This window comes from Streptomyces sp. NPDC002130 (assembly GCF_040296465.1).
In the GTDB taxonomy this organism is placed as follows: Bacteria; Actinomycetota; Actinomycetes; order Streptomycetales; family Streptomycetaceae; genus Streptomyces.
Map to the genome: position 1 here is coordinate 1 of NZ_JBEOXI010001136.1, position 1,125 is coordinate 1,125.

At 62.7% G+C, this 1,125-nt stretch carries 2 protein-coding genes; one reads left to right on the top strand and one right to left on the bottom strand.

Features of this window, described 5'->3' with window-relative positions:
• Positions 1 to 100: 100 nt before the first annotated feature.
• A complete protein-coding gene (locus tag ABT116_RS49065; protein WP_351648094.1) occupies positions 101 to 373 on the top strand; it encodes a TetR family transcriptional regulator C-terminal domain-containing protein in 273 nt (90 codons plus the stop codon).
• Here the strand turns inward: ABT116_RS49065 and ABT116_RS49070 are convergent.
• The coding region (locus tag ABT116_RS49070) for a TetR/AcrR family transcriptional regulator (RefSeq protein WP_351648096.1) at positions 374 to 1,125 on the bottom strand (752 nt) is incomplete at its 5' end.

The following is a 1,125-nucleotide window of genomic DNA, read 5'->3' on the forward strand; positions in this document are numbered from 1 at the left end:
CGGGGTTGTTCGACGTCGTCATCGTCGACGAGGCCAGCCAGTCCGGCCTGGAGGCCATGCTGCTGAGCTGGCTCGCCGACCGGATGGTCGTCGTCTGCGCATGGTGACTGCAGAACTCGAGCGCGACTTCGCCTCCTCCGGAGCGGGGGCGGCCCACGATCATCGGTTCCACGTGGAACTCCTGCGGATCGTCACTGCCGGTATCGAAGCCGGCGAAGTGAGATCGGACTACCCGCCGCTGTTTCTCGCACAGATGATCGGTGGTACGTACGGAGCGTTGGTCCGCTTCTGGCGGCAAGACGCCGATTACGACGTGGTCGGCGAATTCGATCGCGGAGCCAGGTACGTCGCGGAAGGCATCGCTGCTCGCTGATCAGGGTGTGGGCACTACCAGGGGCAGCATCTGCTGGACGCTCTCCGAAAGATAGTTCGCGGCAGTCTGATCACCGGACAGATGACGCAGCAGACTCTGCTGGAACAGGCCGTCGAAGATCGCGTACATCGCCGGCGAGGTGACCGAGGGCTCCACGTCGAGAAGCTCGGCATAGCGAGAGACGATGCGCCAGATCATGTTTTCGAGACTCTCGTCGATCGCTGCCACGTCGGTTCGGAACGACTCCTCGAACATCGACTGCGCGCGCAGGTCGTACCAGAGGCGGTGCATCGTCGGTTCTTCGATCATGGTCTCCGCGAGCAGTGCGCCGAAACCGGCTTTCAGTTCCTCAGGCGTCTGAGCGGTGGCGACGATGCCGTCGTAGCGGGTGACGCAGCGCGCCTTGTAGTGGCGCACGCAGTGGGTGATCAGGTCGACTTTGTCGCTGAAGTAGTAGTGCAGAACGCCGTGTGAGAACTCCGAATTCTGGGCGATTTCGCGCAGGCTCGTGCGCGCGTAGCCCAGTTCGGCCAGCGTTTGCAGTGCAGCCTCGGCCAGTTGATCGCGTCGCTCGGAGAACTTGTCGACCTGGCGACGTGACACCTTGTCGGCGTTGGACCGCTTCTCCGAAGAGACAGGAACCGCCTTTTTTCCTGCCCCACTTGGCTTCTCGACTGTCGTGGTCACGATGGCACGTCCTGTTCCCTGCGGTTTCCACAGCGGCACGATCGCCGCGTTCGACCCAGTGTAAC